Source organism: Spongiactinospora rosea, assembly GCF_003315795.1.
GTDB lineage: Bacteria > Actinomycetota > Actinomycetes > Streptosporangiales > Streptosporangiaceae > Spongiactinospora > Spongiactinospora rosea.
Genome location: NZ_QMEY01000003.1, coordinates 142,483 through 167,136, shown reverse-complemented (window position 1 = coordinate 167,136; position 24,654 = coordinate 142,483). Strand labels below are relative to the sequence as shown.

Genomic DNA, 24,654 nt, shown 5'->3' with positions numbered 1-24,654 from the left:
TGAAAGACAGGAAAGGCACCCCCCATGGCTGAAATCTCGCGCCGTGCCGCCATCCAGGCACTCTCCGCCGCCGCCCTCGTCGCTTCGCAGGCAAAGGCCGCCGAAGCCGCGACCACCGCGGATGCCGCCGCCCCGATCTCCATCCAGGCCGACGGCATCACGCTGATCGCCGAGGAGGGCGGCTCGATCCTGGTACGCGACGACGCCGACCGGATCCGGCTCAGCCACTTCATGATCAAGGACACCGTGCTCGGCCAGCAGCGCACCTTCGGCGGCACGCCCTCGCTGGTCACCGTGGACGGCAGGCCCGCCATCCAGATCGACTACACGATGTCGGCGTCGGCCCGGCAGGTCAAGGTACGCGGCCTGTTCACCGTCTCGGCCCGCCGGGCGCGGCTGCGCTGGGAGGTGAGCGGCAGCGCCACCCTGACGCCCTCCGGCTTCATGTTCGCCAGGACCGTGCTCGCCCCGTCCGCGCCCGAGCGCTACGTCCCCGTCACCCGGTGGACCCGCGACACGCGCGGCGGCGTGCCGTACGAGGTCAACGCGGGCGCGCTGTACCAGGAGACCTGGCCCGGCACCGGCGCGTACTTCCGCCTGGACAAGACCACCCCCGGCTTCACGAACGCCACCTGGATCCACGCCCCGGCCACCACCGGCAACGTGACGGAGGCCGACCTGGTGCTCGGCGCGATGCGCCCGCAGGCCGCCAACGGGATCGCCACCGGGTCCCCGCTGAGCGTGGACGCCTGGTGCGACCAGGCGTTCGGCGTACACGAGCCGAACGCGCGGATGCGCCTGCGGGCCCAGGTCGTCAACGGCTCGCCCACCGCGCGCAGAGTGCGGCTGACCTGGACCGTACGCGACTTCGACGGCAGGACGGCCGGGCGCGGCGCGCTGTCCAGGAGGCTCGCGCCCGGCGCGGTCTGGGACGAGACCTTCACGGTCGCGGGCTCCCCGCAGGGCATCCTGTTCGCCGAGGTCAAGGCCGCCTCCGGCGAGGACGAGGCGTTCGCGAGGACGAACCTGGCCACGCTCAAGCCCTACGAGTACCAGGCGGAGGGCCGGTTCGGCGTCGCGAACTACTTCTGGATGCTGCAACCGGACAAGGCGTCGGTCGGCGAGCTGATGCGCAAGATCGGCGTGAAGTCCGTGCGCATCGCCTACGACGGCGCCCCCGGCCACTCCCCCGCCGAGCTGGACGCGCTCGGCATCGCGCACAACGTGCAGCTCGGCGGCGTCGTCTTCGACGGCACCCCGGAGCAGGTCGCGGCCTGGGCCGACGACCGCGCGGCCGTCGCCCGCGCCTCCGGGGCCCGGTACTTCGAGGTCGCCAACGAGCTGAACAACCCGTGGATGCAGGGCAAGCGGGTGCCGGAGTACATCCGCGACGGGCTGCGCCCGATCCACGACCGGCTCAAGGACTCCGGCATCAAGCTGATGAACTGCGGCCTCGGCGGCATGGACACGGTGTGGACCGCGAAGTTCATCGAGGCGGGCGGCTGGGACCTGATCGACGCGTTCGCCTTCCACCCAGGGCGCGGCAACTTCACCCCCGACTACGCGCCGCCGCCGGAGGAGTGGGAGCAGGGCGAGAACGGTACGTACTGGAACTTCCTCGGCTCGCTGAGGGAGGCCCGCAGGACCATCGACGCGCAGGGCGGCGGCAAGGAGCTGTGGCTGACCGAGGCGTACGCCTGCACCCGCCCGAACCGGTGGTGGAACGACGATCACCGGCAGGCGGCGGAGAACGTGCTGCTCACCCTGGCGCTGGCGCTCTCGGAGGGCGTTGACGGGGTGAACTGGTACCAGCCGCACGACAGCACGATCCACCACCCGCAGGAGGCCGACCCGGCCAACCCCGAATACCACTTCGGGCTGCTGAACCGCGACACCAGCGCCAAGGCGGCGCTGCTGGCGTACGCGACGGCGACGCGGACCCTGGAGGGGGCGCGGTTCCTGCGCTGGTCGGCCTTCCCCGACCCGGACTTGAAGGGCCTGGTGTTCGACGGGTTCTCGATCCTGTGGAGCCGTAAGGACGGCTACCTGCTGAACGCCGACCACGGCTCCGACCAGTGGTATCCGCACAAGGAGGCGTGGGCCGACCACTGGCCGACCAAGACCCCGCTGCTGCTGCCCGCCACGGGTGCGACGGTCCGCGAGGTGGACTGCATCGGCCGCGAGCGCATCCTGCCCGTCCGCAATGGGAGGGTACGGGTGGTCCTGGACGGTGCGCCGCGCATCTACTACGGATTGAGCGAATGAGACAAGAAACCGTACGTCATGACATCACCGTTGTAGGCGGCGGCCTTGCCGGAGTGTGCGCGGCCATCGCCGCCGCCCGGCTCGGCCGTACCGTGGCGCTGGTCGGCAACCGTCCGGTGCTGGGCGGCAACTCCAGCAGCGAGGTGCGCGTCTGGGTGTGCGGCGCGACCGGCCACGGCAAGAACCACCACGCCCGCGAGGGCGGAATCATGGGCGAACTACTCGTCGAGAACCAATACCGCAACCCCCTGGGAAACCCCTACTTCTGGGACACCACGGTCCTGGACGCGGTCCGCGCCGAGCCCGGCATCTCGCTCTACCTCAACACCGACGTCCGCCATGTGGACACCGGGCTTCCCGGCGAGGACGGGATCACGTCCGTCACCGGCTGGATGATGGGGTCGGAGCGGCTGATCACGTTCGAGTCGGCGATGTTCCTGGACTGCACCGGCGACGGCCTCATCGGCCACCTCGCCGGGGCCCGGTACCGCATCGGCCGCGAGGGCCGGGCCGAGTACGGCGAGCCGTGGGCCCCGGACGAGCCCGACGACATCACCCTCGGCAGCACGCTGCTGTTCTACACCAAGGACGCGGGCGAGCCGGTCCGCTACGTCCCGCCGGGCTTCGCCAAGGACATCACCACCACCTCGATCCCCGAACGGCGCATCATCAAGGCCGGTGACAACGGCTGCGCGTACTGGTGGATCGAGTTCGGCGGCGAACTGGACACCGTTCACGACAACGACCGCATCAGGGACGAACTGTGGTCGGTCGTCTACGGCATCTGGGACCACATCAAGAACTCCGGGAAGTTCGACGCCGACACGATGACGCTGGAGTGGGTGGGCGCGCTGCCGGGCAAGCGGGAGTACCGCCGCCTGCTCGGCGACTACGTGCTCACCCAGCACGACGTGCTCGGCCAGACGCCGTTCGAGGACCGGGTGGCGTTCGGCGGCTGGTCGATCGACCTGCACCCGCCGCAGGGCATGTACGCCACCGAGGCCGGGGCCAGGCAGCGCTACGCCGACGGCGTCTACCACGTCCCCTACCGCTCGCTGTACTCGGTCAACGTGCCCAACCTGCTGATGGCCGGGCGCAACATCTCCGCCTCGCACGTGGCCTTCGGCTCGACCAGGGTGATGGCCACCTGCGCCACGATCGGCCAGGCCGCGGGCACCGCCGCCGCGCTGTGCGCCGAGCACGGTGCCCGGCCGCGCGACCTGCCGGCCGCCGACCTGCAACGGACCCTGCTGCGCGAGGACGCCTCCATCGTCGGGCTGCGGCTCGACGACCCGGCCGACCTGGCGGGCGCGGCCACGGCGTCGGCGTCCGGCACGCTGGCCCGCCTGGTCGTGGACGAACCGGCGGACCTGTGGCCGCTCGACGCGGACGCGGGGTTGGTACTGCCCGCCGATCCGGCCCTGGACGGGGTACGGCTGCTGCTGGACGCCGGTGGCGACACCACCCTGACGGTGGAGCTGCACGACCCCGTGCTCGGGCAGAACTACGTACCGCGCGAACTCGTCACCACCCGCGCGATCCCGCTCCCTGCGGGCGACAAGCAGTGGGTGGACCTGGGCCTGGACTGGCGGCCGGACACGCCGCGCAACGCGTTCCTCGTCATCAAGGCCAACCCGCTGGTCCGGCTGCACGTCGCCGACCGGCCCGCGCCCGGAGTGCTGTGCTTCACCCGGGTGCCGCTGCGCCCGCAGGACGAGCGCCCCCAGCCGCTGCGCGAGTGGACGGACGCCGGGCTGCTGCGCCGGACGTTCTGCCTGGAGACGGGCGACACAGAGGCGTTCGCGCCGGGCAAGGCGCTGGACGGCTACCAGCGGCCGTACGCCGGGCCGCACATGTGGGTCTCGGCCACGGTGCCCGCCGCGCTGGAGCTGGCGTGGGCGGAGCCGGTGACGATCGGGCGGGTCGAGGTGATCGCCGACGACGACGTCAACGAGGATCTGATCAACCTGCACCACCACCGCACGCCGTTCGAGGTGCTGCCGACGCTGCTGCGCGACTACCGGGTGGAGGTACGGCGGGACGGTGCCTGGCACCCGGTCGCCGAGACGCGCGGCAACCGGCGGCGGCGCAACGTGCACGTTCTGTCCGCGCCGGTCACGGCGGACGCGCTGCGCGTGGTGGCCGAGGCCACGAACGGCGCGCCTTCGGCGCACGTGGTCGCGGTCCGCGCGTACGCTCCCCTGGACGGAAGGTGAGCGACATGCGGCGGGTACTGGTGACGGGCGCGGCCGGCCGCATCGGGCGGGCCGTGCTCGACCTGCTGGCCGACCGGGGCGTCCCGGCCACCGCGCTCGTCCTGGACGACCCCGGCGACCTGCCCGCCGACCTGGTCATCGTGGGTGACGCGACCGATCCGGCGACGGTACGCGCCGCGCTGGACGGGGCCGGCGCCGTCGTCCACCTGGCCGCCATCCCGACCCCCGAGTGGGAGCCCGCCGAGAAGGTGTTCGCGGTCAACACCCAGTCCACCTTCACCGTGCTGGAACAGGCGGGGCTGGCGGGGGTACGGCGGGCGTGCGTGGCCGGTTCCCAGGCGGCCTCGGGGCTGCCTTTCGCCGCCCGGGAACTGCACCCCGCCTACGCGCCCATCGACCACGACCTGCCCTCCCAGGCCGAGGACCCTTACGCGCTGTCGAAGCTGGCCGACGACCTGACGGCGCGGATGATGGCGCGCAGGCACGGGATGAGCGTGGTCTCGCTGCGCCTGCCGTACGTGGGCGGCATGGACGAGCGGCTGCGCGACTTCGCCACCGCGTGCGCGGCGGACCCGGGCCTGCACGCGCGGGGGCTGTGGGCGTACCTGGAGACCGGCGACGCCGCCCGCGCCTGCCTGCTCGCCCTCGACGTCCCAGGCCCCGGCGCGGTTCCCGTACTGGTCGCGGCCCCCACCACCCTGGTCCCCCACCCGACCGAGGACCTGATGCGCCGTTACCACCCGACCACCGAACTCCGCGCCCCACTCCCCGGCCGTACCGTGCCCATCGACCTCACCAGGGCCACCGAACTGCTGGGCTTCACCGCCCGCTTCGTCCTTTAGCCCGAAGCGCATGATCTCGATCAGTACCGGCGATCTTCAGCGAACGATGGACACGGCACTCCGTCGAGCGGGGAGACTGTCGGTATGGCCTCGCCTACCCAGGAGCATCAGCCCTTCGCTCACCTGAGCGCGCCCAACGCGGCCCTCTACCGCGCGATCCTGCGCGCCTTCGCGCGGGCGAAGGAACGCTTCATCGTGCATCTGCGCCCCGAGGACGTGGCCGCCGAACTGCGGCGGGAGGACGACGACGCGCTCGGCCAGGCGCTCGGCAAGTTGTGCGAATGGGGCAATCTGCGGGCAGACGCCGACACCGGCAGGGTCACCTCGGTGGAGGACTTCCACCGCAAGCGATACCTGTTCCAGCTCACCCAGGCCGGTCAGGCGGCCGAACAGGCGATCGCGTTCTATGAGGAGGCGATCGGGCGGCGCGGGACACTCCAGTCCGTGGCGTTGAGCGACATCGCCGAGCGGCTGCGGTCGCTGGCCGTGCTGGCCCAGGAGCCCGAGCCCGACCCGGCCCGGGTCCATCTGCTGCTGCTCTCCCTGGCCGAGCGGTTCTCCTCGCTGGCCGACAACGCGCAAGCGTTCATGTCCTCACTGCGCCGCGCGATCGACTTCTCCGACGGTGACGAGGCGGGTTTCATCGCCTACAAGGAGCGGCTGATCGAGTACATCGACCGCTTCATCGCCGACCTGGCCAACTCCGGCGCGCGGATCGCGGCCTTGCTGTCCGGGCTGGAATCGTCCGGGCACATGGAGCTGCTGCGGCTGGCCGCGCGCCGGGAGGCCGCCGACGCGGTGCCGGACGGGGAGGACACCGCCGCCGCGTACGTCAGGGCCGAGCAGGACGCGCTGGCCTCCTGGCTCAACCGCTGGCGTGGCCTCCAGGACTGGTTCGTCACCTCGGGCGCGGGCCGCCCGTCGCAGGCGCGGCTGCTGCGCCAGGCGGCGATCACGGCGATCAAGCAGCTCGTGGACGCGGTCGGGCTGCTCAACGAACGACGCTCCGGCCGCTCCGACCGGTCGGCGGACTTCCGCGCCCTGGCCCGGTGGTTCGCCGAGGCACCGGATGAGGAGGCGGCGCACCGGCTGTGGCGGGCGGCGTTCGGCCTGACACCCGCACGGCATCTGACGGTCACGCCCGCGACGCTGGACGAATGGCGCGAGACCGCGCCCGGGATCCCCTGGCGGGACGCCCCGCCGATCAGGATCTCACCCCAGCTTCGGCGGACGGGCTCCTACGAGCGCCGTGGCAGGCCGAACACCGTGACCGACCGCGCCCAGGCGCGCAGCCTGCTGCGAGAGCAGGCCGAGCGGGAGGCGGCCGAGACCGCCGCGGCCCGCGCCGCGCTCCACACCGGCGGCCCGATCATGCTGTCGGAGCTGGGCGTGCTCGATCCGCGGGCGTTCCGGCTGTTCCTCGGACTGCTGGGCGACGCTCTCGCCGCCCGGCGGCCCGGCGAGACGGAGGTGAAGACCGTGACCGGCGACGGCTCGATGGAGGTACGGCTGACGATGGTCCCCGGCGGCGGCGAGGTCGAGATCCACACCGAGAACGGTGTGTTCGCCGGCCCCGAGCACGAGATAGAGATCAGCGATCTCATGACGGCCCCATGACCCCGGAAGAGGAACTGGCCCAGCGCCGGGCCGCGCTGCGGGCGCTGCTGGCCAGGCCGCTGCTGACAGCCGAACGCGACGCCGAGGCGCTGGTCCTGGTCCGCCGCCATCTGACCGCGCTGCGCGAGTGGCTCACCCGCGAGACCGGCTGGCGGCTGACGGTGGACTCCGGTGCCGCGCGGCTGTTCAAGAGCGTTTCCGACACGCGTGATGCGACCCACCCCGCACGCGGCCGGGCGGGCGAGCCGTACGGCAGACGCCGGTACGTCCTGCTCTGCCTGGCGCTGGCGATGCTGGAACGGGCCGACGCCCAGACCACCCTCGGCCGCCTGGCCGAGGAGGTGCTGTCGGCCGCCGCCGAGCCGGAGCTCGACTTCACCTTCACCCTCGACAGCCGGGCCGAACGCGCCGACCTCGTGGCCGTGGTCCGCATGCTGCTCGACTGGGGGGTGCTGCGCCGGGTCGCGGGCGATGAGGAGGCGTACCTGAGCGCGACCGGCGACGTGCTCTACGACGTCCGCAGGCCGGTGCTCGCGGCGCTGCTCACCGGCGCCCGCGGCCCCTCCACGATCAGCGCCGAATCGTTAGAGGAACGCCTCACCGAGCTCACCGCCGAGCCCATCGCCGACACCGACGACCTGCGCAACCAGGCGCTTCGCCGCGGGCTGACGCGCAGGTTGCTGGAGGACCCGGTGATCTACTTCGCCGATCTGGACGAGGCCGAGCGCGCCTACCTGGCCTCCCAGCGGCACGCCCTCGTCCGGCGGGTGGAGGAGGCCACCGGGCTGGTGGCCGAGATTCGTGCGGAGGGCATCGCGATGGTGGACCCGGACGACGAGCTGACCGACGTACGCATGCCGGAGCAGCGCACCGACGGGCATGTGACGCTGCTGGTCGCCGAGCGGCTGGCCACCCGGGGCGAGGCGACCATCGAGGAGCTGAAGGAGTTCGTCCGCCGGGCCGCCCGCGAGCACACCGCCTTCTGGCGCAAGGGCGTGACCGACCCGGGTGCCGAAGACGGGCTGCTGGCCACGGCGCTGGCCAAACTCACGGCGCTGCGGCTGGTCCGCGTCGAGGCGGAGTCCGCCGTGGGGCTTCCCGCCATCGCCCGTTATGCCGTCAATGACCCCGTCATCAAAGGAACGTGATGCCGCCCTCCCCTACCTCAGAGCGCTGGAAGCCGTTGCGGGCCGGGCTCGTGGACCTGTTCTATTACGACGTGGAGGAGTTCCACTTCCACGATGGCCGCCTGCTGCTGCGTGGCAACAACGGCACCGGAAAGTCCAAGGTCCTGGCGCTGACGCTGCCGTTCCTGCTGGACGGGGACCTCGCCCCGCACCGGGTCGAGCCCGATGGTGACCGCCAGAAGCGGATGGACTGGAACCTGCTGCTCGGCGGCAGGCATCCGCACCCCGAGCGGCTGGGCTATACCTGGCTGGAGTTCGGCCGCCGCTCCCCGGACGGCGCGGAGGAGTTCCGCACGATCGGCTGCGGGCTGAAGGCCGTCAAGGATCGCGGGATCGTCCGGCACTGGTTCTTTCTCACCCCGCAGCGCGTCGGGACCGACCTGCACCTGCTCTCCCCGGGCCGGGTGGTGCTCACCAGGGAGAAGCTGCGCGAGTCCGTCGAAGGGCAGGGTCTGGTCTACGACAAGGCCGCCGACTACCGCAGGGCGGTGGACGATGCGCTGTTCGGGCTCGGCGAACACCGCTATGAGGCGCTGGTGAACCTGCTCATCCAGCTTCGCCAGCCGCAACTCTCCAAAAAGCCCGACGAGAGGCTGCTGTCCCGGGCGCTCACCGAAGCACTCCAGCCGCTCAGCCCCGCGCTGATCACCACGGTCGCGGAGGCGTTCCGCGGCCTGGACGAGGAACGCGACGCGCTGCGCGGCCTGGAGGAGGCGGGCCGGGCCGCGGCCGGCTTCCTCCTGCACTACCGCAGGTACGCCTCGATCGCCGCGAAACGCAAGGCCGCCGGGCCGCGCCAGGCGCAGAGCCGCTACGAGCACTTGGGCCGCGAACTCGGCGAGGCGGAGAACCGGCACGCCGCCGCCGAGGTCGAGCTGGCCAAGGCCCGCGCCGCGCTGGAGGAACTGGAGACCCGGCGCGGCCTCCTCGAAGCTCGCAGGGAGGCGTTGCGGAGCAGCCCGGAGATGCGCGACGCCGAAAACCTCAAGCGGATGAGCGACGAGGCCGACCGGCTGGCCGCCCACGCGAACCGCTCCGAACGGGAGCGGGCCCGCCTCGAAGGCGAGGCCCGGCAGCGCGGACAGCGCGCCGAGACGGCCAGGCGCACGGCCACCACCGCGGCCGGTGAACTGGCCGAGGCCAAGGACCAGGCCCGCGCCGCCGCCCGGTCGGCCCGCTGCGAGCGCGATCACCTCGCCCTCTTCGAGCGGGCCGGTACCGAACCCGCCGCGGCCCGCCGCGAGGCCGAGGCGCTGGCCGCGCGCCAGGAGCAGGCGGCGGGCGAGCTGGAGCGGCTGATCGAGAACATACGGCAGGCCGAGGCCCGGCTGAGGTCTGCGCGCGCCGAGGTCGATCGGCTGACCGGGGAACTGCACGCCGCCGCGGAGCGCATCGCCATCGCCGAGCGGGTGGTGGACGCGGCGAGTGCCGCCCTGGTCCAGGACTACACCCTCTACCTCGCCGGTCTCACCGAACTACGGCTCGACGATCCGGACGAGACGATCGCCGCCCTGGAGAACTGGGCGGTCTCCGCCGAGGGCCCCAACCCCGCCGAGACCGCCGTGGACGACGCGGCCCGGGCGGCCACCGACGCGCTGGGCCGGTCGGGCGCGGAACTGGACGCCCGGCTGCGCGACGCCCGGCGGGCCGCCGCCGCCCTATCAGAGGAGATCGCCCGGCTGGAGGCGGGCGGGCACGACCTCCCGCCGGTCCCGCACACCCGCGACCCGGCCGTACGCGCCGGACGCCCCGGGGCGCCGCTGTGGAAGGTGGTCGACTTCGCCGGCGACGTACCGGCCGCGCATCGGGCCGGACTGGAGGCGGCGCTGGAGGCGGCGGGCGTACTGGACGCGTGGGTGACGCCCGAGGGGAGCCTGCTCGCGGCCGACGACACGGTCATCGTGGCGGGCGGGCCGCCGCCGGGGCCGTCCTGCGCCGCCGTGCTGAACCCGGCCGTGGACCGCGCCGATCCGCAGGCGGCGGCGCTGTCCGACACCGCGGTGCGGGCCGTGCTGGAGGGCATCGGGCTCGGCGAAGGCGGTGGGACGTGGGTCGCCGTGGACGGGCGCTGGGCCAACGGCGTGCTCGCCGGCGCCTGGCACAAGGACGCGGCCCACCACATCGGCGACGGGGCCAGGGAGGCGGCCCGGCGTACCAGGCTGGCGGCGCTTCGCGAAGAGCTGGGCCGGGCCGAGCTGGCGATCGGCGACGTACGCGCCGAGCTGGACGCCCTCCAGGTTCGGCGGGCGACGCTCGCCGCCGAGCACCGTGCGCTGCCACCTGACGCCCCGCTGCGGGAGGCCCACATCAAGCGGGCCGCCGCCGACGAGCGGCGGCGCGAACTGGACGCCGGGCACACCGCCGCGACCCAGGTGCTCGCGGGTCGGCAGGAGGAGCTGCGATCCGCCGAAGAGCGGGCCGCCGAGTTCGCCGGTGACGTCGGCCTGCCCGTGGACCCGTCCGCGCTCGGCGAGGTCAAGGCCGCGATCTCCGGCTACCGGGTGGCGCTGGCGGGGCTGTGGCACACCGGCCAGGCGTGGCGGAGCGCCCAGGAGGCGGCCGTGGCGGCCGAGGACGATCTCGCGCGGTCCAGGGACCGGCTCCAGGACGCCGCCGAGCTGGCCGCGACCGCCCGTGGCGAGGCGGAGGGGGCCGCCGAGACGTACCGCGCGCTGGCCGAGACGGCGGGGGCGGCCGTGGACGAACTGTACCGGCGGCTCAACGAGGTGGAACGTGAGCTGCGCGAACGCACGACCGCCGAGCACGCGTCCCGCCGTCATGAACAGGACGCCCTGCAGGCGCGGGGCAAGGCCGAGGGCGAACGCGGCACCCTGCGGGGCCAGATCACCCAGGCCGCTGAGACGCGTGATGCGGCCGTGCTGGAGTTCCAGGCGTTCGCGGCGACCGGCCTGCTGCGCGTCGCGCTGCCCGAGCTGGAGATCCCCGACCCGGGCGGCGAATGGGCGGCCACGCCCGCCGTGCTCCTGGCCAGAACGGTCAACACCGAACTGGAGGCCGTGGACGACGGTGACGCGCCCTGGGACCGGATACAGAAGAAGGTCGCCGAGGAGCACAAGCTCCTGTCGGACGCCATGGCGAGGCACGGGCACAGCGTCGGGCTGACCCTGCGCGATGGGGTCATGGTGGTGGACGTACTGTTCCACGGCCGGACCAGGGACGTCCCCGAACTCGCCGCGGCGCTGGAGCAGGAGACGGCGCAGCGGGCCCGGCTGCTGTCGGCCAAGGAGCGCGAGATCCTGGAGAACCACCTGCTCAACGAGGTCGCCGGCACGCTGCACGAGCTGATCACCGCGGCCGAGGCCGAGGTGCGGGAGATGAACGCCGAGCTGGAGTCCCGCCCGACCTCCACCGGCATGCGGCTGCGGCTGCTGTGGCGGACGGCCAAGAACGCGCCCGAAGGGCTGGACCGGGTACGCGACAAGCTGCGGCAGACCGTGGACGCCTGGTCGGTCGCCGACCGCGGCGCGGTCGGGGCGTTCCTTCAGGAGCGGATCGCCCGCGAGCACGCCGACAATCCGGCGGCGGGCTGGATCGAGGCGCTGACCAGGGCTTTGGACTACCGCGCCTGGCATGAGTTCGCCATCCAGCGGCTCCAGGACGGGCAGTGGCGGGCCGCGACCGGCCCGGCCTCCGGCGGTGAACGGGTGCTGGCGGCGTCGGTGCCTCTGTTCGCCGCGGCCTCGGCGCACTACAAGTCGGCGGGCAACCCGCACGCGCCCCGGCTCGTCGCCCTGGACGAGGCTTTCGCGGGCGTGGACGACGACTCGCGGGCTAAGTGCCTGGGGCTGCTGGCCACGTTCGACATGGACGTGGTGATGACCAGTGAGCGCGAATGGGGCTGCTACCCGCAGGTGCCGGGCCTGGCCATCTGCCAGCTCTCCCGGCGCGACGGCATCGACGCCGTCCTCGTCACCCCATGGCGCTGGGACGGCCACGAACGCCGACGCGCCGAACCTCCCGCCATCACCCTCCCGGCGCCGCCCTCCCCCCGGCCCGCCGCGCAGCAGGACGACCTGTTCGGATGAGCACCCCAATGCCCGCCCCCAGCGACCTCCCGGAGGCCAGGACGCCACCCGGCCACCCCACCACACCCGTCACGGACCAACCCGATGACACCCTCCCCCACCAAAACCCCACCCCCATGAACAACCCCGACCAAAGCCTCCGGCGGCTCCCCGGCGGAGACAACACCGCCCAGCCCCCCGACCACGCCCACCACCGACCCCAACGGACCAACCCGATGACACCCTCCCCCACCAAGACCCCACACGCATGAACGGCCCGGACGAAAGACTGCGACGGCTCCTCGGCGGGGACGACACCGCCTGGCTACTCGGCCGGGCCCGCCGCCGGATGGAACAGGGCAGGCCCCTGACCGGCACGGTCACGCTCCCCGCCGCCACCCCGGCCCAGCGCCGCGCGATCGAGGCCCTGCTCGGCCGCCGGGCGGGCGCGGGGGCCTCGCTGTCGGTGTCGCTGGAGGACGTGGACCAGGTCCTGCGCGCGGGTGGCGTCGCCGAGGGCGGCCTGCCCGAGGCCGTCGTACGGCTGGGCGGCCCGGTCCGTGACCTGGCGGGCGAGACCGCCGCACTCACCGCGGCCTGGAACGACGCCTTCGCCCGGCTCGACGCGCTGGTCGCCGGGCGGCCCGAACTCACCGGCTGGCGGGCGTGGCTGGAGTCCACTGGGCTGGTCAGAAGGCTCGCGGGAACAGCGACGGAGGCCCGCCCGTTGCTCGGCGCGCTGGCTGCGATACTCGCCCGGCTGCCCTCCCCCGGGCTGCCGCTGGGCCGACTGGCCGCCGAGACCTGTGGCGACGCGCACGCCCTGGACGAGGGAAGGCCGCTCGCCACCCTGGCTCTGTCGGCGGCGCGGGCGCTCGGCGGCCAGCCGTACGCGGGCGAAGGCGGCGCCGACGCCCGCCGCGCGGCCTGGGCCGCCGTCGGGGTGCATCTCGACGACCTTTCCTCCCTCGTGCTGTGCCTCGGGCTGCCCGGCGACGAGCGCACGCCGACCGGACGCATGCTGCACGCCGCGCGGGCGGCGGGCGAGCCGTGCGTGCTCACCTTGCGCCAGCTCCGCCGCCACGAGACGCCGTTCGCGGCGGACCTGGTACGGGTCTGTGAGAATCCCGTGGTCGTCGCGGCGGCGGCCGACGAACTCGGCGCGTCCTGCCCGCCCCTGGTGTGCGGCGGCGGCCGTCCGTCGGCCGCCGCCTGGCGGCTGCTCGACCTCCTGGCGGCAGGGGGTGCGACGTTCGCCTACCACGGCGACTTCGACTGGGGCGGGGTCGCCATCGCCGCCGCGCTCCACGAACGGCTCGGCTTCCGCCCCTGGCGTTTCGACACCGCCGCCTACCAGGCGGTTTCGTCACCGGCCCGGCTGACCGGCCGCCCCTCCCCGACGCCATGGGATCCGGACCTGTCCGCGGCGATGGCCGCGCGCGGCGTCCGGGTGGAGGAGGAACTGGTCCTCGCCGAGTTGATCGCCGACCTGGCCGGCTGACCCTGGCCGGGCCCGCTGCCGGGGGATCGTCACGATGGCGGCCTGCGGGCCGACCGGGCCGACCGGAAGCTCGAACCACACCACCCGCCCGAACCCCCTCCTGGCCACCCCCCACCGCATGGCGGTCGCCGCCACGATGCGCAGTCCGCGCCCACCGGTCTCGGTGGGGTCATCACGCAGCCGCGGCCTGGACCACGAGCCCTGGTCGAACACCTCCACCCGGACGCTGCGGGCACCGAGCCACATCCGGATCTTGAAAGCTCCCCTCTTCCATCGGCCGGAAATGGTGTGCTTGATGGCATTCGCGGCGATTTCGGTGGTGAGGAGGCGGAGGTTGTAGATGAGATCGTCGTCTTCGGCGGATTCGGGATGTTCGATAGTGAGCCATCGAGCGGTATAAATACGGACATCGCTTATGATGTCGGTACGCCCGGGAAAGCGCATCTCGCCGACCAATCGCATTTTGTGCGCTGCCATCTTCACCACCTACGTGCTCGCTAGGTATCCGATAACCACCCCGAACACTGCCGGGGCCGGGCTACCTTGGTTGCGCGAACAACGCAGAGCGAATCCCAGAGTTCTGCTGGCACGCAGCCAGGAGAGCTGGAACGGGAGGCACCGATGCCAGCACCCAAAAAGCTCGACCCCACCGTCGGCCCGGCGGCCCGCTTCGGCGCGGCATTACGTAAGTATCGAGTCGAGGCGCAGCTTACCCAAGTCCAGCTCGCGGATATGACGGGGTACAGCAAAAGCCGCATCGGCAATGTGGAGAGGGGTGATGAGAATCCGACCCGGCAGTTGATCGAGCTGTGCGAAAAGGCCCTCGGCCTCGACGGCGAACTGCTCGCCCACTGGCCCGCGATCAGCTACAACGGAACGCCGGAGTGGTACCGGCAATGGCCACCGATCGAGCGGGTGGCGGATCAGATCATCAGCGTCGCACCCTTGATCGTGCCAGGACTGGTGCAGACCGAGGAGTATGCGCGCGCCATCTTCGCTGGAAACCCGCAGGCCACGCCACCAGAAGTGGAAGAAGCCGTCCGAGCCCGCCTCGAACGACAAACCATCTTCTCCCGGCCCGCGCCCCCTCAATACCTTGCTGTCATCGACGAATCCATCCTGTATCGTCCAATTGGGGATGGTTCCATAACCCTCCGCCAGCTGGAGCACCTGATCACCATGGCCGAGAACAGCTGGTTCACCCTCCAGCTCTTGCCGTACGAGGCCATGTGCACGGTACTGCTGGCAGGCCCGGTCGTCTTGGCGCAGGAGAACGGAGCACCGATCGCCGCGTACATCGAATCAGCTCTGTACGGGCGCGTCATCGACAATCCCATGCAGATCAAGCTGCTGGCGGCGCGGATCGAATACGTTCGCAGTGCGGCGCTCCCTGGGTATCTGTCAATGCAGCGCATCAAGGAGAGGGTGGCAGCGTGGACCTGAGCGACGAAATCACACGAGAGATCGCAGACCCGGCCGGATGGATCACCGCATCCAGCCACCTCGGCGGCGAGTGCCTGGAGGCAAAACACCTCTCCGACGGCCGCGTCGCCCTCCGCGACACCGAACAACCCAACACCCACCCCTGGATCATCCGCCGCGCCGCCTGGGACAAGTTCATCACCGGCGCCAAGAACGGCATCTTCGACTGACCCCGACATCCGAAGGAGGTAGGCGGCGTGGAACAGACCGAGAAAATCGCACAAGAGATCACCGAGCCGACCGGATGGATCACCGCATCCAGCCACCTCGGCGGTGACTGCCTGGAGGCAAAACACCTCTCCGACGGCCGCGTCGCCCTCCGCGACACCGAACAACCCAACACCCACCCCTGGATCATCCGCCGCACCGTCTGGAACAAGTTCATCACCGGCGCCAAGAACGGCATCTTCGACTGACCACACGGCCCCGGCCGGCATCCGGGGCCGTCACACACAGTTGCAATCTCCATATGAAGAGTTACCATCGGAACGGCGTACCTGCTGATTGAGGAAGCAATAACCCATTGCCTCAACGGCCTCTCAGCGGCAAGGAGACCCCGTGGCCTACGACAGCACCGAGCAGAAGTTCACCATCCTGTTCAACTGGTTCGACCAGGGCCACGACGGCCGGCTCACCCGCGGTGATTTCGACCAGATAGGCGAGGTGTTCGCCGCGGTCGCCCCCGAGGGCGACGAGGACAACAAGAACGCCCTCCGCAACGCCTTCACCCGCTGGTGGGACGCCCTCGTCGAAGCGGGTGCCCCGGACGCCCGCCAAGAGGTGGGCCTGCCGGAGTTCATCGCCGCCATGCGCTCCCACATCTCCATCCCCGCCAACTTCGGGCACATCGTGATGCCCATCATCGACGCCCTCATGCGCGCCCTCGACACCGACAACACCGGCGCCCTCACCGCCGACGAATACGTCCGCATGTACGAGGCCCTCGGCATCGACCCGTCCACCTCCGGCGCCGCCTTCGTCCGCCTCGACCGCAATGGCAGCGGCACCATCACCCACGACGAATTCCGCACCGCCATCGAGGAGTTCTACCTCAGCACCGACACCAACGCCCCCGGCAACTGGCTCCTCGGCCCACCCACGCCAAGCAGCCCCCAGGGCTGAACGTCCTCCAGGGGCACCTCACCTAGAAGCCCTCTGGGCATGGCCCAAAGCCGCCTCCACAGGGCGCTTGTGGAGCATGGCGCCTTTCCCTTGCCACATGCCCGAACATTGCCCGGTAGTCGGCTGTCTTGCTGATCGGCGGGGATAAGTTCGGAGACTGGTCGGGCTGGTACCGGCGAGCCATCCCCTGCCGAAGAAGGGACCAATGACGAACTTTCCCAAGTGGAGCGACGTCCGCGCCGACATCGTGGCGGCCTCCGGCGGCGAGGAGGCCGTGGCCGAGGCCCGGCGGCGCAATCAGACCTACATCGACGGCCGCCGGCTGGCCGAACGGCGCAGGAGCCTGGGGTTGTCGCAAACGGAGGTCGCCGACCTGATGGGAGTGACCAAGGGCCGGATCTCCCAGATCGAACACGGTGACGTCTCCACCGTGGAGGCCATCGCCCGCTATGTGCAGGCCCTCGGCGGGCGGCTCCAGGTCTCCGCGGTGTTCGGCGATGACCAGTACATTCTGGGCGGCACCGACACCGACGCCGCATGACTCGGACAACCGCCCTGCTCATATCCCAAGGTGCTCGATCTCGATCGGGTCGCCACAGGGCAGATAGAGGACATACCCGGCCTCCTCATCATCGAGATCGGCGACCGGGCAGACACCGATCCCCAAAGTCGGCTTGGGCACCCAGCCGAACTCACCCGGCGGGTCGTACTCCTCGATGGCCACCACCTTCACCTCGGTGGCAGGAATCCCCACCATGCACAGATCTCCGCCACCCAACCCCTCAGGATCCGGCTCGATCCGCCACGGAGTGCTCGACCACTCCCAGTGCTCACCATCCCGCCGAAACCCCATCGTCCCTTCCCAGGCGGGCGAGGCGGGATCGACCTGCCGCCATGGCCACTCCACGTACACCCGATCCGCATCGGCCGATCGAATCCGGGCATCGCAGGGGTCGCACCAGATCCTCAGTCGCTCACCGACCGAATAGCCTGCGGCCGATGTACGCGGGATTCTTCGCACCCTAACCCCCGTCACCTTCATGACACAGCTCCTGTGCGAGTGCGGAAACCTGTCCCATCTGCCGCTCGGTCAACTGCCGTACGTCCCAGAGCAGCCGAGCCGTCTCCACAATCTCCTCTGGCGGCCGGTAGGTCGCCACCGTGTCAGGCATGCCCATGAGGCAGGCGATAACGGACGCCGGAACACCGAGTATCGCGGCGAACCCGTTGATCGTGTCGATGTCGAGCGGCCGGACACAACGGGCCACCGCACCAATGGTCGAAGCCGACAGGACCATGCCACCGTAGGTGAGGTACCTGGCCTTCACCGCCAAGGTCCAATTCATGTTACGCAGTTCGAGCATACGCATGAGAAGAGAACCGTACCCAGGAGGATAGGACTCCCAGGACCGTTCCTTCCTGGGCGCAAGAGCATCCGTGTGCCTGGGCAAGGAACGAACATGCTCCCGAAGCCGCCCCCTGCCAGAGGCGGACAGCCGAAGCGCACGCTCAATCAGCCGAACGATATGGAGGCGCGCACTCTCATCGAAGAGCAGCGCGTGATCAGGGATAGGCGCGTCCGCAACGAGGAACAGATCATAGGTCTGCAACCCAAGCCGCCCCGCCAGCCGCTGCAGAAACGCGTCACCGGAAGCCCCCTCCGCAGGAACCGACTCACCCACCAAACGCGCGAGCCGAGCGAGAAGCACACCAGGCTCAGGGTACGCCGCAGGACCCATTGCCACCGCCATTTCCTGAGCCCTGAACAGTCGGATGCTCATAACACCTCAGCGACCCCACGGTCCAGAGCCGCCCACTTGCAGATGCCCCGCCAAAGCTTCCAGCGAGATATCACCTTGCAGCCATGCAGTGACGTAGTGCAGGTCATGGACCGAAAGGCCGAAGGCCGATCGAAGAACTCGGGCCAGACTGAGGGGCTTCGACTGCAGGCTCGGATGATTATCGATGAACAGCTCAATGATCTCGGCGATGTCGCATCCGGATCTCCGATATTCGACCGCCAGGCGGGCCAGCCGCTCAAGCTCCCCCTCATCCATAGATCCCCTCTCAGGCGCTCTGCACCAAGTCCGGCTCACACCGCAAGGCGGTTACACCAGAGCGTGATCTCAGACCAGCGGGTCTCGATCGACGTCTATAACGTTCGCGCCCGCGTCGTCCATCAGAGATTCGAAATCATCCAGCGTCCTGCGCTTGATGAACTCCGCCTCACTCCGATGGATCGGGAGAACCCACAAGAACCGCGCCCACCCAGCCTCGCGGGAGGCCCATTCGAGATCCGGCCCGTATGGATAGGGCAGGCTGACGAGCAGGTGATCCATGCGTGATTCACCCATCCAGGGGCGGCCGATGGCGATGACCGTCCCGACATCGAGTCGATGGGCCTCGAAGGAGTGAAGGTGGCCTACCATCGCCAGGGTCTCTGAATGTACCTCGTCAGCGAAGGGGCACATAATGAAGAACTCCATCCCTTCTCTGGAGGCACCGACAAGCGAGCACCCCACGGTAACGTAAACCCACGCTGCACCCACCCGCAGAGGACGCACGCGATAGGTGGCGAAGCGCGGCACCCGCTCCAAGATCGGCCCGCGCTCCCACGTGGCAGGCTCCACGATGTGCCCATCCCAGAAGCCTCGAATATGATGCTCAAGAGCGGCCAGCCGCCCACCTTCTTCGATCATTCCCGCCGCACTCCTGCCATTTCCACGCCCTGCGGCATGCTGGCACACCGCACATGTGGCGCCGCTCCGCCTCACATCGCCTCAGCTGGGGCGCGCCGATATGATGCCTGCCGCGCATATGGTACAGCCATTGATCCCGGCAAGAAGTACCGGAATATGGACCGCTTTACCCTTCCCCTTCAGATATCAGGCGAGCGGCGTCTTCAATGACTTCTCTCCACACCTCGATTCCTTCGGTCTTGAACGCCTCCACAAGAACCTCGCGGACCACTTCTCTGGGCCATCCCCGAAAGGGCACCCTGACGGCTTCGAAAGCTCTACCGTACCTTTCCAGGTAAGCTTGAACCTGCGGCATGACCGCTTCGTAGTCGTCAGCACGTGACATGAACCGCTCCCTTTCGAGCTTCATCCGTAGCACGAGCCGCGACACGGCCCCGGGCCGCCAGCCGAGTAATCGACGCGGTCGCCCACCCACTCAACAGTGCGAGCATGGTTTCACGAGGGACGGCCCTCTACTCCCTTCTTCGCGATCAGGAAGCTGAATCAGAGTTTTCAAGTCTTGCATCGAGCCGGGCTTCGCAGGCTTACCATTCCGACTGGCAATAGCGGCATGGTTCTGGATAAATCTGTGGACGCGCGTCGAAGGGGGCCGAACCGAGTCAATCTGTTCCCGCGGCTACGCCCCCGATTCCGACTGACCGTTGCCGATGCCAAGAACCCGGCGACGCTAGCAGGGGGCCGACAACGGCATGAGCACCACTGAGATAGAGAATCCAGGTTCCCATGAAGCAGGGTCACACCCCACATCTCTGCCTCGGCTCGAATGAGAACAGAAGATCTTGGGTGGTCCACTCCTCTTCTCCACGGTGCAGGAAATACCGACGACGAGCGTCCCTATGTGCCTCTGCGTGGTCGTCACCTCTGGCCCATGTCGGAACGTCACCCTCTGAAAGTCGCTCCGACTCGAAGTTGCCGTACCCGGAGACTTCCACCCCGGCGGCGATGAGCTCGCGTACACGCCGGGCGAAGACCGGCACATCTTCCCATCGCCCGACTTCCACATGGAACACGGCCAGCGGCCCAGGAGGTGGCGTCGCGGGGCGAGCCCACAGCCGACTGGACTCTCCCTCGGAGACCTCCGTCACCTCGGTGCCACCCGTATGACCTGAGCGGACGAGTTATTCGGCGGACGCAGCGTCATGATCGACAGCATACATCGATCACGACGCTGTTCCGGGCTGCGCCTTCCACGCACAGATATGATCAGAGCGGCCTACCTTACTTCCATCCCCTCGATATGAAAATCGCGGCGTAGTTCCTCCACTAGGCGCCTTTTTGCGGATCTCACCACACCGCGCGCCCACCAGTGCTGCGTACGCGGGAACGCGTCTGGGAGAAGAAGGGCGCGAAACCTTTCGTCCAGCGTCGCCACGACCGCACGGAGCTGGGCCAGCTCAGGGAACTTCTGCAGTCTCGCATCGGTCATGGCCTTCTCCAGATCAGCCCTTGCGGTCAGATCATTGAAGTAGTCTTCGGCTTCACCCGAATAGCCCTGCTCACATTGCTCAACGAACGCCGCCCAAAGGGCCAGAAGCGCATCAGGCTCGGTGTCACGCCACCGGCCCATCGCCTTGACGAGCCTCGAAAACTCTTCACGAAAAGAGCCGCCAGGTTGGATCATCGATCCAGCTCGCCTGTGAAGTATTCGAGAGGGTTGTCTGGCCTGAAGTAGGTCGTGATGACATTCCCACGCCGCATGCCCAACCTCCCCTAGGAATCCAGTCGAATAATGTCGCCGTTGCTTCGGATGGCTTCACGGGCACCCGCCGGGCACGTGGCAAGGCACATTAGGTTTCGTGCGTCCGCGACGTACCTTTCAAACCCATCATCCGTATCGTATCCTGGCATATCTGGCTGACGGGTGGGTTTACCTTGATCATCATGCCCAAGAACGTGCTTGTTGTACTCACCAGCGACGCCTGATGCAAAGTCACAGTTGTGAACCAAGACGGGGCTCTGGCCCGGCCAATACAGATTCTTCTCCGGGCGAGCGCAAGCCAAGTTCGCGGCAGAAGCAAAGCCCTCGCCATGAAACTCCAGGGCGAGGGCTCCAGCCTGCCTCGCTGGCCTATAACCAGTAGCGCCGTGTTGATGAGGTAATCAGTTGTGCCGGGTGCGGCCAGTCGCCACACTGGCCGTCAAGCGTCGAACCTCACTGCTTTTCCTCCTCCGAAATGCGACGGGCGACATCTTCGGTAACCCCATCCGGCACTATGATCCCTTCAGCGTCGAGAGCTTCCGCAATGGCTCTGCGCACGTCCTCGATCGGTCGCCCCTGGTGCGTCGCCCGGACGAGTTCAATAACCTTGAGGAGCTTTTCCACGCGCGCGCGGATTTCCGGCATGACCGCTTCATACCAATCGAGGCTCGGCATTTGACGTACTCCGTTTCGGGCGGATCATCAGCCGATCACCAGGTATGACGGTAGATCAACTTGAGAGAAGGCATCGCCGTAGCGTCGAATATATGCTCGACCCTTTTGCCGACTTGGTCTGTTACTTGAGTTCTGATGTGACCGGCGGCGGTCAGTTCAGTCCGCGCCCCTGAAGTCCTGCGTAAAGCCAGTCGTCTATAGCAGCGGGCCGCCCCCCAGTTCATCACCGCCATGCGATCCCACATCTCCATCCCCACCAATTCCAGCAAATCGTGATGCCCATCATCGACGCCCTGAGCATCGACCCGGCCACTCCGACGCGGCCTTCCAACACCTTGACCGTCCAGCCAGCGAAAGGTTCAGCCCCAACTCCGTCCCCCGGCCTCCGTGACCGCCGCGTTGTACCCCTGGCAGGGGAAGGTTTGTTTCGTCTGGACTTCACCGAGATCCGCTGAAGCCCCAGTCGGCATAAAGGTGCCGACTGGGGCCTCCTGTGCTGGTCACTGATAACCAGGAAGCCAATCCAATTGCTGCAGATCGGCCACGTTACCCTGCGCTAGCATGGCCATTGCGCGAACCATCTCTGCGCGTGAAATGTTCCTCATGTGACGAGGCGCGATGTCGCTGTCATCGAGCTTCTCAAGCACCAAGGCCCCGTCCTGGAAGGCTGAGATGCTCCAGGAGGATCCATCGTCCGTGACCGCCACATCCGGGTGCTCATCATCAATGGGCCCATCGAGCTCGGCGACGAGCGACAGAATAGCGGCTTCGGTGCCGTCTTCCATACCCCCGTCTCGATGGGTGAACGTGATCGAGATCGCCGACTCACCTCCTATTGTACGGGGCGCCGTTCGGAATAGCCCACTCTGCGTAGCCGCCGACACCACCAGGATGCAGTAGATGCTGCCGGAGCAGATAGATCAGTGCGGGGTTCCCGATCAACCCCGCTGATCCAGTGCAGCACGGATTCTTTCTGATTCAGCACGAGCAGCGGCCGCCTCGGCGGTAGCCCTCTGACGATCTTCCGGATAGCCAAGAACGCCGGCCAGTGCATCCAGTGCTTCCGCGATACTTTCTCGCCATGCGGCAAAGGATTCGGTGTCGCGCTCACCGCCGGGCTTTTCGGACCGCACTTTTCTCAAGCTTTCCAGCGCGGCGCGCAACTCTGGAGAAACGGGCACGAGATTCACCCACGTCCACCGGTCAGGCGCAAGGACCGTTGGCAGGCAGGGCATGGCGCGATCAGCTCGCCATGATTTTCCATTGGAAACGAGTTCTCTCTACCGCCACCTCCAGCGGGATGCCCGCATTCTCGACCTAGTGGCACAGCCAAGTTCCCCTCATCCGCCATGGTGCATTGAGTCTGCTAGGACCCTGGCCGTCTGCGAGGTCATTGCTCCGCTACGCGTATCTTCCGCATAGGTGAAGCGGTCATGTTCTCCATTCGCAGACGTAATCTTCGTGGCAACGTTGGGGCGTGAGTGGTGATTCGGCCCCTTTGATGGCAGTCGAGGCCTTGAGCCACTTGTGTTCGCTCTACACCCTAGCCGTCCGCGCGGCCTCGGACAGGCCCATGTACGAGGACATGGAAGTGGTCGCCTGCGCGAATTGGTCAAGGCCTGCGGTCGTTGGACGCGGAAACCAGTACCGGATCGATGGAGTGCGATGCAGCGTCGCGATCGATAGCATGCATCGAAAACGAGGGCGATCTCTTCGCGGGTGACTCGTCCGACCTCCTGCCCTCTCGGCCGGCGGAACACTCAGATGGACGCCCGAGGGGTCCGTCCATGCCCTGGAGCGCGGGTGGCTGTCTGGCGAAGCGGGAGTGAGCATCAGTGAAAGCCGCTCAGCAGCGAACCGTGCGCCTCATGTCCCATGCCGATAGTCCCCGTTCGCCACATCGAACAGCAGAGAACGCCAGAAGCCGGGGTCGTCGGCCAGGGAGGAAGCGTCGATCCGCTCAATCTCCGTCCTGAGGGCGGCCGCCAACACTTCCAGTTCTTCCGGACCCGTCTCTGGCGTGGCGTCCGATGTCCTCGCCGCGTAGACCGTCAGGCACTCCGAGAAGTGTCGCGGCGAAGCATTCACATGATATTCAGTGGATTCATATTCCTCTACATAGAGCACCGCGCCATCGTGGCAGTCCACGTAGTAGAAGCCCTCGCCCTCAGTCCCGTAGCCGAGCCGCAGAACATTCCTTCCGCCGACCACGTCCCCGCGCTCGGCCTCGGTAGCCGCGAAGATGCCGGACCGAGCCGGTAGCCCGACCTTGACGAGGAATGCGCGAGCCACATCGTCTTGCACGGGTTCCACACAATCGACCGAATAATGATGATTTTTCATGACACCTATTCGCGAGCCAATGAGTTGTTGTCAGTAACTGAAGATCACATCGTGTGATGGCGACATGGTCCATTCGTGCTCGCGGTAGAGGAGGACCAAGGCCGCCTGGATGATCTTTCCGATCCGCCAGAGGTCGAGACTGACCCGGCGCAGGGCCTTGAAGGTGACGGTGAGCAGGGCGTTGGCGCGTTCACCGACTCCGCGTAGGCCGCGCAGAAGCTTGTTGTAGGTGTGCTCATCGTCGCTCAGCTTGCGCCGGCCGGCCTTCTTCTTGATCGGGACGTGGATGACGTCGGCGGCGCCTTCGTAACCCAGGTCGGCCAGAGTCGGCAGGTCGGCGCGGACGACGGCCAGGGCGGTGACGATGCCGTGATGGCGGGCGCAGGTCATGTCGTGCTCGCGGCCGGGCCGTACGTCAGAGACCCACAAGGGCCGGCCGTCGGGAGCGGAGATGATCTGAATGTTGCCACCGTGGTGCTTGTGCTTTCCGGACCACCACAGGTCGGCGCCGTTGGGGCCGGGGGTGGCGACACGGTCGGTGGCGATGAGGATGCCGTCGAGGTTGATGTGCGTCAGGCCCGCCTGCTGGGCGGCGTTGAGGGCTTGGCGCAGGTCCGGGGCGTGCGCGGCGAGGACGTCGATGCCTTCGTGCAGGTAGCGGTAGGCGGTTGTGCCGCCGATTCGGTGATCGGCTGCCAGTTGGCGGATGCGGGTGCCGTCGCAGAACCAGCGCAGGATGAGAACGGCCTGGGTGAAGCAGCCGAGCGCGCGGCGGCCTCGCCGGGTGCCCCGGCGGCGGCGTTCGGCGTGCAGCAGGGCGGACAGGAACAGCACGGTCTGCCGGCGTACGTCGAGGGTCGCCGAGTATGTGACACTGGTGGGCACGTGAAGCCTCTGATTTATGAAGTTGATCTCTAGTCA

24 protein-coding genes and 1 pseudogene are annotated in these 24,654 nt (G+C 68.6%); 13 read left to right on the top strand and 12 right to left on the bottom strand.

The features are described from left to right. Positions 1-24: 24 nt before the first annotated feature. The 7 genes from DP939_RS09465 (at position 25) to DP939_RS09435 (ending at position 13,653) form a co-directional block, all read left to right on the top strand. On the top strand, positions 25-2,265 hold the full coding sequence (locus tag DP939_RS09465) for a hypothetical protein (protein WP_113980253.1): 2,241 nt from the start codon (positions 25-27) through the stop codon (positions 2,263-2,265). After that, positions 2,262-4,481 (top strand): FAD-dependent oxidoreductase, encoded by a 2,220-nt coding sequence (locus tag DP939_RS09460; protein WP_113980252.1) that lies wholly within the window; start codon positions 2,262-2,264, stop codon positions 4,479-4,481. The genes DP939_RS09465 and DP939_RS09460 overlap by 4 nt, the downstream gene beginning before the upstream one ends. Before the next feature lie 5 nt (positions 4,482-4,486). Further along, positions 4,487-5,323, top strand: coding sequence for an NAD-dependent epimerase/dehydratase family protein (locus tag DP939_RS09455; protein ID WP_199565062.1), 837 nt, complete (start codon positions 4,487-4,489; stop codon positions 5,321-5,323). Positions 5,324-5,407: 84 nt separating this feature from the next. Further along, positions 5,408-6,940 carry a TIGR02677 family protein gene (locus tag DP939_RS09450; RefSeq protein ID WP_113980251.1) on the top strand — a complete coding sequence of 511 codons (1,533 nt, stop codon included), beginning with the start codon at positions 5,408-5,410 and terminating at the stop codon, positions 6,938-6,940. Beyond that, positions 6,937-8,088, top strand: coding sequence for a TIGR02678 family protein (locus DP939_RS09445; protein ID WP_113980250.1), 1,152 nt, complete (start codon positions 6,937-6,939; stop codon positions 8,086-8,088). Before DP939_RS09450 ends, DP939_RS09445 begins: the two co-directional genes overlap by 4 nt. Next, the gene (locus DP939_RS09440; protein ID WP_113980249.1) at positions 8,088-12,173 is read left to right on the top strand and encodes a TIGR02680 family protein; all 4,086 of its coding nucleotides are present in this window, start codon (positions 8,088-8,090) and stop codon (positions 12,171-12,173) included. Before DP939_RS09445 ends, DP939_RS09440 begins: the two co-directional genes overlap by 1 nt. Positions 12,174-12,420: 247 nt before the next feature. After that, the gene (locus tag DP939_RS09435; protein ID WP_113980248.1) at positions 12,421-13,653 is read left to right on the top strand and encodes a TIGR02679 family protein; all 1,233 of its coding nucleotides are present in this window, start codon (positions 12,421-12,423) and stop codon (positions 13,651-13,653) included. Positions 13,654-13,785: 132 nt separating this feature from the next. Here the strand turns inward: DP939_RS09435 and DP939_RS49285 are convergent. Further along, positions 13,786-13,950, bottom strand: a pseudogene (locus tag DP939_RS49285) (hypothetical protein); the annotation flags it as partial. Here DP939_RS49285 and DP939_RS46895 point away from each other — a divergent pair. From DP939_RS46895 to DP939_RS09405, 6 genes are all read left to right on the top strand, one after another. Beyond that, positions 13,942-14,154 (top strand): hypothetical protein, encoded by a 213-nt coding sequence (locus DP939_RS46895; protein ID WP_199565110.1) that lies wholly within the window; start codon positions 13,942-13,944, stop codon positions 14,152-14,154. The pseudogene DP939_RS49285 and the gene DP939_RS46895 overlap by 9 nt on opposite strands. A 120-nt stretch (positions 14,155-14,274) precedes the next feature. Next, entirely contained in the window at positions 14,275-15,096 is an 822-nt protein-coding gene (locus DP939_RS09425) for a helix-turn-helix domain-containing protein (protein WP_113980246.1), read from the top strand. Beyond that, positions 15,087-15,305, top strand: coding sequence for a DUF397 domain-containing protein (locus DP939_RS09420; protein WP_225878126.1), 219 nt, complete (start codon positions 15,087-15,089; stop codon positions 15,303-15,305). The genes DP939_RS09425 and DP939_RS09420 overlap by 10 nt, the downstream gene beginning before the upstream one ends. Before the next feature lie 27 nt (positions 15,306-15,332). After that, complete coding sequence (locus tag DP939_RS09415) at positions 15,333-15,551, top strand: DUF397 domain-containing protein (RefSeq protein WP_113980245.1); 219 nt, start codon at positions 15,333-15,335, stop codon at positions 15,549-15,551. 142 nt (positions 15,552-15,693) lie between these two features. After that, positions 15,694-16,257: an EF-hand domain-containing protein gene (locus DP939_RS09410; RefSeq protein ID WP_113980244.1), complete on the top strand. Its 564-nt coding sequence runs from the start codon at positions 15,694-15,696 to the stop codon at positions 16,255-16,257. A gap of 205 nt (positions 16,258-16,462) precedes the next feature. After that, complete coding sequence (locus tag DP939_RS09405; RefSeq protein WP_113980243.1) at positions 16,463-16,798, top strand: helix-turn-helix domain-containing protein; 336 nt, start codon at positions 16,463-16,465, stop codon at positions 16,796-16,798. Between the two features lie 18 nt (positions 16,799-16,816). On the opposite strand, the gene DP939_RS09400 is transcribed toward DP939_RS09405, so the two are convergent. The 11 genes from DP939_RS09400 to DP939_RS09360 form a co-directional block, all read right to left on the bottom strand. Further along, positions 16,817-17,299, bottom strand: a complete 483-nt coding sequence (locus DP939_RS09400) for a hypothetical protein (protein WP_147267937.1) — start codon at positions 17,297-17,299, stop codon at positions 16,817-16,819. Next, positions 17,280-18,038 (bottom strand): hypothetical protein, encoded by a 759-nt coding sequence (locus DP939_RS09395; protein ID WP_113980241.1) that lies wholly within the window; start codon positions 18,036-18,038, stop codon positions 17,280-17,282. Before DP939_RS09395 ends, DP939_RS09400 begins: the two co-directional genes overlap by 20 nt. Before the next feature lie 6 nt (positions 18,039-18,044). Continuing rightward, a complete protein-coding gene (locus DP939_RS45380; RefSeq protein ID WP_147267936.1) occupies positions 18,045-18,314 on the bottom strand; it encodes a hypothetical protein in 270 nt (89 codons plus the stop codon). A gap of 69 nt (positions 18,315-18,383) precedes the next feature. Further along, positions 18,384-18,956, bottom strand: coding sequence for a suppressor of fused domain protein (locus DP939_RS09390; protein ID WP_113980240.1), 573 nt, complete (start codon positions 18,954-18,956; stop codon positions 18,384-18,386). A 166-nt stretch (positions 18,957-19,122) separates the two neighbouring features. Beyond that, a complete protein-coding gene (locus tag DP939_RS45375) occupies positions 19,123-19,365 on the bottom strand; it encodes a hypothetical protein (RefSeq protein ID WP_147267935.1) in 243 nt (80 codons plus the stop codon). An 864-nt stretch (positions 19,366-20,229) separates the two neighbouring features. Continuing rightward, positions 20,230-20,637: a hypothetical protein gene (locus tag DP939_RS09385; protein ID WP_199565061.1), complete on the bottom strand. Its 408-nt coding sequence runs from the start codon at positions 20,635-20,637 to the stop codon at positions 20,230-20,232. 531 nt (positions 20,638-21,168) lie between these two features. Further along, positions 21,169-21,390: a hypothetical protein gene (locus DP939_RS09380; RefSeq protein WP_113980239.1), complete on the bottom strand. Its 222-nt coding sequence runs from the start codon at positions 21,388-21,390 to the stop codon at positions 21,169-21,171. A 500-nt stretch (positions 21,391-21,890) separates the two neighbouring features. Then, the gene (locus tag DP939_RS09375) at positions 21,891-22,175 is read right to left on the bottom strand and encodes a hypothetical protein (RefSeq protein WP_113980238.1); all 285 of its coding nucleotides are present in this window, start codon (positions 22,173-22,175) and stop codon (positions 21,891-21,893) included. Between the two features lie 153 nt (positions 22,176-22,328). Then, complete coding sequence (locus DP939_RS09370) at positions 22,329-22,580, bottom strand: hypothetical protein (protein WP_199565060.1); 252 nt, start codon at positions 22,578-22,580, stop codon at positions 22,329-22,331. A gap of 676 nt (positions 22,581-23,256) precedes the next feature. After that, entirely contained in the window at positions 23,257-23,733 is a 477-nt protein-coding gene (locus DP939_RS09365; RefSeq protein WP_113980236.1) for an SUKH-4 family immunity protein, read from the bottom strand. Positions 23,734-23,763: 30 nt separating this feature from the next. Next, the gene (locus DP939_RS09360; RefSeq protein ID WP_113980235.1) at positions 23,764-24,618 is read right to left on the bottom strand and encodes a transposase family protein; all 855 of its coding nucleotides are present in this window, start codon (positions 24,616-24,618) and stop codon (positions 23,764-23,766) included. Between the last annotated feature and the right edge of the window lie 36 nt (positions 24,619-24,654).

Bases quoted from the DNA above. Each gene is read 5' to 3' on its own strand.
- DP939_RS09465 (WP_113980253.1), top strand. From the start codon at position 25: ATGGCTGAAATCTCGCGCCGTGCCGCCATCCAGGCACTCTCCGCCGCC.
- DP939_RS09460 (WP_113980252.1), top strand. From the start codon at position 2,262: ATGAGACAAGAAACCGTACGTCATGACATCACCGTTGTAGGCGGCGGC.
- DP939_RS09455 (WP_199565062.1), top strand. From the start codon at position 4,487: ATGCGGCGGGTACTGGTGACGGGCGCGGCCGGCCGCATCGGGCGGGCC.
- DP939_RS09450 (WP_113980251.1), top strand. From the start codon at position 5,408: ATGGCCTCGCCTACCCAGGAGCATCAGCCCTTCGCTCACCTGAGCGCG.
- DP939_RS09445 (WP_113980250.1), top strand. From the start codon at position 6,937: ATGACCCCGGAAGAGGAACTGGCCCAGCGCCGGGCCGCGCTGCGGGCG.
- DP939_RS09440 (WP_113980249.1), top strand. From the start codon at position 8,088: ATGCCGCCCTCCCCTACCTCAGAGCGCTGGAAGCCGTTGCGGGCCGGG.
- DP939_RS09435 (WP_113980248.1), top strand. From the start codon at position 12,421: ATGAACGGCCCGGACGAAAGACTGCGACGGCTCCTCGGCGGGGACGAC.
- DP939_RS09425 (WP_113980246.1), top strand. From the start codon at position 14,275: ATGCCAGCACCCAAAAAGCTCGACCCCACCGTCGGCCCGGCGGCCCGC.
- DP939_RS09405 (WP_113980243.1), top strand. From the start codon at position 16,463: ATGACGAACTTTCCCAAGTGGAGCGACGTCCGCGCCGACATCGTGGCG.
- DP939_RS09400 (WP_147267937.1), bottom strand. From the start codon at position 17,299: ATGAAGGTGACGGGGGTTAGGGTGCGAAGAATCCCGCGTACATCGGCC.
- DP939_RS09395 (WP_113980241.1), bottom strand. From the start codon at position 18,038: ATGAGCATCCGACTGTTCAGGGCTCAGGAAATGGCGGTGGCAATGGGT.
- DP939_RS45380 (WP_147267936.1), bottom strand. From the start codon at position 18,314: ATGGATGAGGGGGAGCTTGAGCGGCTGGCCCGCCTGGCGGTCGAATAT.
- DP939_RS09390 (WP_113980240.1), bottom strand. From the start codon at position 18,956: ATGATCGAAGAAGGTGGGCGGCTGGCCGCTCTTGAGCATCATATTCGA.
- DP939_RS45375 (WP_147267935.1), bottom strand. From the start codon at position 19,365: ATGAAGCTCGAAAGGGAGCGGTTCATGTCACGTGCTGACGACTACGAA.
- DP939_RS09385 (WP_199565061.1), bottom strand. From the start codon at position 20,637: ATGATCCAACCTGGCGGCTCTTTTCGTGAAGAGTTTTCGAGGCTCGTC.
- DP939_RS09380 (WP_113980239.1), bottom strand. From the start codon at position 21,390: ATGCCGAGCCTCGATTGGTATGAAGCGGTCATGCCGGAAATCCGCGCG.
- DP939_RS09375 (WP_113980238.1), bottom strand. From the start codon at position 22,175: ATGGAAGACGGCACCGAAGCCGCTATTCTGTCGCTCGTCGCCGAGCTC.
- DP939_RS09365 (WP_113980236.1), bottom strand. From the start codon at position 23,733: ATGAAAAATCATCATTATTCGGTCGATTGTGTGGAACCCGTGCAAGAC.